Raw genomic sequence first — 7,791 nt, forward strand, 5'->3', positions numbered from 1 at the left:
CGCGGCCGGCGCGGATGTCGGCGACGGCCTCGGCGAAGGCCTCGCCGTCGGGGTAGCGCCGCTCGGGATCCTTGGACATCGCCTCGGCGATGACGCGCCGGACCGGGCCGGGCACGGACTCGGGCAGCGGCGCCGGGGTGTCGCGCACGTGCATCATCGCGACGCTCACGGGTGAGTCGGCGACGAACGGTCGCCGCCCGGCCAGACACTCGTAACCCACCACGCCGAGGGAGTAGACATCGCCGGCCGGGGTCGTGTCGTGGCCCATCGCCTGCTCGGGCGCGATGTACTGGGCGGTGCCCACGACCATCCCCGTCTGGGTGACGGCGGACGCGCCCATGGACTTGGCGATCCCGAAGTCGGTGAGCTTGACCTGCCCCGTCGGCGTGATGAGGATGTTGCCCGGCTTGACGTCGCGGTGCACGAGCCCGATCGCGTGGGCGGCGTTGAGGGCGCGGCCGGTCTGCTCGAGCATGTCCAGCGTGTGGCGCAGGGGCAGCGTGCCCTCGCGCGCGAGGACGTCCGACAGCGGCTCGCCCACCACGAGTTCCATGACGAGGTAGGACAGCGGGCTGCCGGAGGCGGGGTCGGTGATCTGGCCGTAGTCGTAGACGGTGGCGATGCCGGGATGGGAGATCCGCGCGGTGACCTTGGCCTCGGACCGGAACCGCTCGACGAACTCGGGGTCGGAGGAGTACTCGGCTTTGAGGACCTTGACCGCGACGTGCCGGTCGAGGACGGAGTCGTCGGCCTCCCAGACCTGGCCCATCCCGCCCGTGGCGATGAGCCGCAGCAGGCGGTAGCGCTGGGACAGCAGAGCCCCGGAGTTCAGGCTCACGGCGCGCCCCCGAGGAGGGCGCCCAGGACCTCGCGCCCGATGGGGGCGGCGTAGGTGGCGCCGACGGTGTCGCGGGTGATGCCGGGGCCGGACTCGATCGCCACGGCCACCGCCACGTCACGGCCGGGGACGAAGGCGATGTACCAGGTGTAGGGGATCGACGCGGAGGCGTCGACGCCGTGTTCGGCAGTGCCGGTCTTGGAGGCGATGGTCACCCCGGGGAGGCCGCCGCCGGCATTGGCCTCGGCGCCGATCATCATGTCGGTGAGGGTGGCGGCCTGGTCGTCGGTGAGGGCGCGGGCCGCGTCGCGAGGGGTGAAACCCTCGACGACGGAGAGGTCGGGCGCCGTCAGGGACTTGATCAGCTGCGGCTCCATGCGGACGCCGCCGTTGGAGACGGTCGCGGCGACCATGGCGCTCTGCAGGGTGGTCATGCGGACGTCGCTCTGGCCGATCGCGCTCATGGCGAGCTGGGCGGCGTCCTCCATCTCCCCGAGCCCCGACGGCGCGACGGGCACACCGAAGTCCTCCGGGGCGGTCCCGTCCACCCCGAACTTCTCGGCCATCTCGGTGAACGCCTCCGGGCCGATCTCCTGGCTCATCTCCACGAACGGGACGTTGCACGACAGTTCGAGCGCTGTGCGGAGGGTGACCGTGCCGCCGCCGCAGGTCTGGCCCGCGTAGTTCTGCAGGTAGGTGGCGGTGCCGGGCAGGAGGGTGCGGCCGGCGCCGGAGACGGGGGTGTCCGGACCCATGCCCTGCTCGAGGGCCGCGGCGGTGGTGATGACCTTCATCGTGGAGCCGGGCGGCAGGGCCTGCTGGGTGGCGTGGTTGAGCAGGGGTCGGTCGGGGCTCTGCTCGATGCGGGCCATCTCCGCGGAGCGCACGTCCGGGTCGGTGCTCGACAGGGCGCCCGGGTCGAACGAGGGGCTGGAGGCCAGCGCGAGCACCTCGCCGGTCGAGGGGCGCACGGCGGCGACGGATCCGACGAACGGGCCCTGGCCGGCGCCGCGGCGGAGGGCGTCGTAGGCGACGCGCTGCCCGACCGGGTCGAGGGTCAGCTCGACGGAGCCGCCCTGTGGGGTGCGGCCGGAGATGAGGCCGGTGATGCGCTGGGACAGCAGCCGCGGGTCGGAGCCGTTGAGGAAGGCGTCCTGGGACTGCTCGATCCCGGCGGTGGCGAACTGGAGCGAGTAGTAGCCGACGGTGGGGCCGAACACCTCGGGTTCGGTGGGGTAGGTGCGCTCGAACTCGAAGCGGCCCTCCGACGGTAGGGACATGGCCAGCACGCGCCCGCCGGCGGTGATCTGTCCGCGCTGGCGGGAGTACTCGTCGAGGAGCATGCGGGTGTTGCGCGGGTCGGCGCGCAGTTCGTCGGCGCGGAAGACCTGGACCCAGGTGAGCTGGAGGAGGAGGGCCACCACCATGACCATGGCGGCCACGGCGACCCTGCGGATGGCGACGTTCACTCGGCGCTCACCCGTTCCTCCGCCCCGGCAGCAGCCGTGGCGCGCGCATCAGGCCGGTGGCGGCCTCGGCGAGTGCCGGTGCCTGGCGGGGGGTGGGCATCGGCCGGCGCGCGTCGTTGGACAGGCGCAGCAGGATGGCCATGAGGGCGTAGTTGGCGAGCAGGCTGGACCCGCCGTACGCCATGAACGGCAGGGTGAGGCCGGTCAGCGGGATGAGCGTGGACACGCCGCCCACCACGACGAACATCTGGATGGCCACGGTGAACGCCAGGCCCACGGCGACGAGCTTGCCGAAGCTGTCGCGGATCGTCAGCCCCACGCGGATGCCGCGCAGCACGAGGATCGCGTAGACCATCAGCACGGCGGCCAGGCCGATGAGGCCCAGTTCCTCGCCGATGGTGGGGGTGATGAAGTCGGTGTTGGCGAACGGCACCTGGTCGGGCCGGCCGTTGCCGAGCCCGGTGCCGCCCATTCCGCCGGAGGCCAGCCCGAACAGTGCCTGCGAGCTCTGGTAACCGCCGGTGTCGAAGAACGCGAACGGGTCCCGCCAGATCTGGAACCGCACGCGGACGTGCCCGAACAGCGCGTAGGCGAGCACACCGCCGACCGCCACCAGCACCACGCCGATGAGCAACCAGCTCACCCGCTCGGTGGCCACGTACAGCATGGTCAGCACGGTGGCGAACAGCAGCAGGCACATGCCGAGGTCGGTGTTGAACACCAGCACGCCCAGCGACAGGAACCACGCCACGATGATGGGCCCGAGGTCGCGGGCGCGCGGCAGGTCCACCCCCAGCACGCGCTTACCGGCGGTGGTGAACAGTTCGCGCTTCTCCACGAGGATCGAGGCGAAGAAGATGATGAGCAGGATCTTGGCGAACTCACCGGGCTGGATGGTGAACCCGGGCAGGATGATCCAGTTCTTGGCGCCGTTGATCTCGGAGAACCGCGCGGGCAGCACGGCGGGGATCGCCAGCAGGACGAGCCCGGCGAACCCCATCGTGTAGCCGTAGCGGGCCATCACCCGATGGTCGCGCAAGAGGGACAGGACCGCGCCCATGACGCCGAGTCCGATGAACGTCCACAGCAACTGCCGGGTCACGTCCATGCCGGGCGGGTCGTTGCCGGCGGCCGCCGCGTTGGCGGCGTACGCCAGGTCGAGCCGGTAGATGAGCACGAGTCCGAGGCCGTTGAGCAGCGCGACGCCCGGCAGGAGCACGGGGTCGGCGTAGGGGGCGAGCCAGCGGATGAGCAGGTGGGCGCCGCCGGATAGGCCGAGGAACGCCAGCGTGATCCACAGCAGGGCCGGCGACAGTTCCTGTTCTTGGGCCAGCTGTACGAGCAGGAGCGCGAACCCGACGATCACCGTCGCGGCGACGAGCAGGACAAGTTCCTTGCCCCGGCGGGGGCGGTCGGGGACCGCCTGGGCCCGGGGGTCGGACGGGGGCGGGACCGACGCTGCGGAGGGCACGGTCAGCTCACCGCCCGACAGGTCTCACCGGGCACCGGCGCGGGCGCCGCGGGGGACGTGGGCGACTCGGCGGGGGAGCGCTCGGGTGCCCGCTCGGCCGGGGAGGCTTCCGTGGGCTCCTCGGGGGGCCGTGCGGGCTCACCCGTGGGCGCCCCGGGCGACGCGGGCGCCTCGGTGGGGGAGGAGGGCGACGACGGCGAGGTGCGCCCGTCGCGGTCCGGGTCCCGCCGCTCGGGCTCGCACACCGGCAGGAGATTGTCCTGCGCGAGGCGGGAGACCTGGGCGGTCGCCTCGGCCAGGCTGCCCGACGGCATCCCGGCGCGCACGGTCTCCCGGGCGGGTTCGCGTAGGTCACCGAGGGTGAACACGTCGCAGCCGGTGGGGATGGCGTCGGGGGAGTGCATCGTCAGGTCACCGTCGTCGGCCAGGCACGCGACCTGGCTGACCGAGGCCAACGAGATGCCGAAGACCTCCCCGGAGATGCCCCTCTTCACCACGACCTGGTTGTCCTCCTCGGTGACGAAGTAGTTGCTGCGGACGAGCAGCGCCGACACGCCGACGATCCCGGCCAGCAGCGCGAGGACCCCGACGACGCTCAACGCGAAACGCCATCTGGTGCCTCGCGGCGGCGCGGGATCGACCTCGTCGTCGTCGCTCCCCGTCCCCGGCCCGGCGGCCCCGCGGTCCGGGCCGGACCCACCGACCTCCCCGCCACGCGAGGCGACCTGGGCGCGGGAGAACGCGGCGGCCTTGCCGGCCGCGGTGTCCGAGTACGGATCGGCGGCCGGGTCGATCTGGCCCGGTTCGTCGCCGGACGCCGCGCCCACCACCACGGGGACCACGGGCGCGTCGCGGGGCGAGTCCAGGACGTCCGCCAGCACGACGGTGATGTTGTCCGGCCCGCCCGACCGCAGCGCCAGCTGCACCAGCCGGTCCGCCGCCTCCTCGACCGAGCCCGTGGCGAGCGTCTCGGCGATGGTCTCCGTGCTCACCGGATCGGACAGGCCGTCCGAGCACAGCAGGTACCGGTCGCCGACCCGCGCCTCGCGGATGACGGCGGTCGGCTCCACCGGCTCGCCGGTCAGGGCCTTGAGGATGAGCGAGCGGCGCGGGTGCGTGTGCGCCTCGTCGGCGGAGAGCTCCCCGCGGTCGACGAGGGACTGCACGAACGTGTCGTCCTTGGTGATCTGGCTCAGCGTCCCGTCCCGCAGGAGGTACGCGCGGGAGTCACCCACGTGGATCAGGCCCATGCGGCGACCGTCGAACAGCAGTGCCGTGGCGGTGCAGCCCATCCCCTCGGTCTCCGGGTGCGCCTCCACGTGGGCCGCGATCGCCTCGTTGCCGACGGTGAGCGCGCGGGTGAGGGCGGCGGTGAGGTCCTGCCCCGGCTCGTCCTCGTCGAGCCGGGCCAGCGCGGCCACGACGAACTGGCTGGCGATCTCCCCCGCCGCGTGGCCGCCCATCCCGTCGGCGAGCGCGAGCAGGCGCGGGCCGGCGTACGCCGAGTCCTCGTTGTTCTCCCGCACCATCCCCAGGTGGGACCGGGCGGTGTAGACGAGCGCCGGGGTCACGCGCGCAGCTCGATCACGGTCTTGCCGATCCGGATCGGCGTGCCGGCGGCCACCTTGACCGGGGTCGTCACCCGCGTCCTGTCCAGATAGGTGCCGTTGGTCGAACCCAGATCCTCGAGGAACCAGTCGGGGCCGTGTGGCGACAGCCGGGCGTGCTGGTTCGACGCGTAGTCGTCGTCGATCACCAACGTGCACGAGTCCGCCCGGCCCAGCAGGACGGGTTGCTCGGACAGCGTGATGCGGGTGCCGGCCAGCGCGCCCTGCGTGACGACGAGATGGCGGATGGCCCTGGCGCCGCGACCGAACACGCCACCGCGGCGCTCGGTGCGGCCGCCGGAACGCATGCCCACGTTGCCGAAGACGTCGGTCTTCAGCGCCCGCAGCGTGAGGTAGATGAAGAGCCACAGCAGCACCAGCAACAGGCCGCGCGACAGCTGCAGAACGAGTCCCTGCACTGGTGCCGTCCTCCCCTCGCCGGTCGGGTCACCTCTACCAACGTGTCACCGCCCCCGGTGGTTCCGGGGGACACTCGTGTCGAGGCTAGTCGAACCGGACGGTGATCTCCGAGTGTCCGACCCGGATCACGTCTCCGTCGGCCAGTTGCCAGTCCTGGACCGGTCCCCCGTTGACCGTGGTGCCGTTGGTCGAGCCGAGGTCGGTGAGAACCGCCTCCCGCCCGTCGAAGTGGATGTCCGCGTGCTGCCGCGAGACACCGGTGTCCGGGAGCCGGAAGCCCGCGTCCTGACCGCGGCCGAGCAAATTCGAGCCCCGCTGGAGCCGGAAGGTGCGTCCCGAGCCGTCCTCGAGGTGCAGCGTGACTGCCAGGGACGAGCGCCCCTGCGTGATCTGGGTGGGCGCGTCGGACGGGCCGCCCCAGCCGGAGCTGCGGGGACCGGTCTCGGCCGCGACGGGGTAATTGGAGGCGGGTGCCTGCATGTCGATGTTCTCCTTGCTCGCACTCGGTTCGCGGCGCGACGGCGACGACGGCGCGGGATGACCCGGTCGCGGTGCCGGCGCGGCGGCCGAGATGTGGAACGGGACGGCGTCGGGGTCCACGACCCCGTCGATACGCATCTGTCCGGTGTGGAGGTCGTCGCGCTCCACGAAGGTCACGGTGACCGGACCGTAGGTCTCCCAGCCCTGCTCGCTGATGTGATCCGACAGGTGGCGGGAGAAGGTCTTCACGGCCAGTGCCTCGTCCTCCGTGAACGACGCGTAGTCGGAGCGCGCGAGGGTGATGGTGTAGCTGTTGGAGACCAGCAGGTGGCCGTCGACCACCTTGAGGGAGGCCTCCGCCTGCTTGCGCAGCTGGGCCTCCACCTCCGCCGCGACGACCCGGCCGCCGAAGAGGCGGGCGAACGCGTCACCCACGGCGCCCTGCAGGGTGCGCTCGAATTTGCCGACGATCCCCATGGCCGCCTCCTCTCTGTGCGTACTGTGGTCCTTGTCCGGCCTGGCCCGGTTCTGCCGGGCAGTGCGGTGCCAGCCGCCAGGCGGCGGCATCCGATCGATCATAGTGCCGCGACGGGCCGTAAGGCACGCGCCGAACCGCCCCGACCTCCGACCGGACGCACGCCCAGCCGCTCACCAGCCGATTAGTGTGCCACGTTCGGGTCGTGTTAACGTATCCGTGCGTTACTCGGGCGAGTGGCGGAATGGCAGACGCGCTGGCTTCAGGTGCCAGTGTCCTTCGGGACGTGGGGGTTCAAGTCCCCCTTCGCCCACCACGAGCAGTTGAGCAGTTGGAGCGTGAGCCAACTGCGAGCGGAGCCGGCCCGGAGGGCGGCTTTAGCGCATTTGAGGCCTGTTTCGGTGGCGAACCGAATGGGCTGCCCCCGCCTGACCGGCACCCGCTCCCCGCACGGCTGGCATCCGCTCCCGCTGCTGGCGCCTCGCTCGCGCGCCTGTACGCCCCCATTGCAGCCGCTCCTGAACATGGCGTCTCGCGCGCGCTTCAGTGAACGCGAGACGCCATGTCGGCGTGCGGCTGTGGTCCGCCCCTGACCTGAGTTCCACAAGTTGACAGTGATTCAGCGTTCTTGGGTGTGGTCGTCGCTGTTCACAGCGTTGGACGCTCCTCGCGCGGGTCACTAATTGGGCGGCAGTGGGGAGTCGCCCGGACACGATCACGGCCCACAGTAAGGATCTACCGGGCCAGCAAGCGCCTAGACATCCGGGCCGGGCGCGGCTTCCAGGAGCTTCGAGTAGCCCCAGTGACCCGCCTCGACGGCCGTTAGTGGGTTGCACGCCCGCTGGGGGAGTTCAGTCGGACACCCAGCTGCCCCAAAACACGGTTGAGCTCGACGTGAACGGCTGCGGCAGCGCCCTTCCTGGCTCGCTCGCAGCTCCACAAACTCCCTGCGTGGCGAGGCCCGCGCAGAAGTGCGCACCCAGGCCGTCCCTCGCCATGAAAGCGGGTCACTAAAAGTTGTGGAACTCAGG

The 7,791-nt window shown here is 71.6% G+C and carries 6 protein-coding genes and 1 tRNA gene; 1 reads left to right on the plus strand and 6 read right to left on the minus strand.

The genetic code is table 11. The features are described 5' to 3' along the window. The 6 genes from HMPREF3086_RS10915 to HMPREF3086_RS10940 form a co-directional block, all read right to left on the minus strand. Positions 1-838 (minus strand): serine/threonine-protein kinase (locus tag HMPREF3086_RS10915; RefSeq protein ID WP_141764064.1); only part of this gene is annotated, 838 nt, incomplete at its 3' end. Beyond that, positions 835-2,307 carry a penicillin-binding transpeptidase domain-containing protein gene (locus HMPREF3086_RS10920; RefSeq protein WP_070721843.1) on the minus strand — a complete coding sequence of 491 codons (1,473 nt, stop codon included), beginning with the start codon at positions 2,305-2,307 and terminating at the stop codon, positions 835-837. The genes HMPREF3086_RS10920 and HMPREF3086_RS10915, both read right to left, overlap by 4 nt. 7 nt (positions 2,308-2,314) lie before the next feature. Further along, the gene (locus tag HMPREF3086_RS10925) at positions 2,315-3,784 is read right to left on the minus strand and encodes an FtsW/RodA/SpoVE family cell cycle protein (RefSeq protein ID WP_371441665.1); all 1,470 of its coding nucleotides are present in this window, start codon (positions 3,782-3,784) and stop codon (positions 2,315-2,317) included. Further along, a complete protein-coding gene (locus HMPREF3086_RS10930) occupies positions 3,781-5,349 on the minus strand; it encodes a PP2C family protein-serine/threonine phosphatase (RefSeq protein ID WP_070721846.1) in 1,569 nt (522 codons plus the stop codon). The genes HMPREF3086_RS10925 and HMPREF3086_RS10930 overlap by 4 nt, the downstream gene beginning before the upstream one ends. After that, positions 5,346-5,804, minus strand: a complete 459-nt coding sequence (locus HMPREF3086_RS10935) for an FHA domain-containing protein FhaB/FipA (RefSeq protein ID WP_070721848.1) — start codon at positions 5,802-5,804, stop codon at positions 5,346-5,348. Before HMPREF3086_RS10935 ends, HMPREF3086_RS10930 begins: the two co-directional genes overlap by 4 nt. 85 nt (positions 5,805-5,889) lie before the next feature. After that, positions 5,890-6,762, minus strand: coding sequence for a DUF3662 and FHA domain-containing protein (locus HMPREF3086_RS10940; protein ID WP_070721850.1), 873 nt, complete (start codon positions 6,760-6,762; stop codon positions 5,890-5,892). A 228-nt stretch (positions 6,763-6,990) separates the two neighbouring features. Between HMPREF3086_RS10940 and HMPREF3086_RS10945 the strand changes: the two genes are divergently transcribed. Continuing rightward, positions 6,991-7,076: transfer RNA gene (locus HMPREF3086_RS10945), tRNA-Leu, on the plus strand. Positions 7,077-7,791: the final 715 nt, after the last annotated feature.

The sequence above is a fragment of the Dietzia sp. HMSC21D01 genome (assembly GCF_001815995.1).
GTDB lineage: Bacteria > Actinomycetota > Actinomycetes > Mycobacteriales > Mycobacteriaceae > Dietzia > Dietzia cinnamea.

Bases quoted from the DNA above. Each gene is read 5' to 3' on its own strand.
- HMPREF3086_RS10940 (WP_070721850.1), bottom strand. From the start codon at position 6,762: ATGGGGATCGTCGGCAAATTCGAGCGCACCCTGCAGGGCGCCGTGGGT.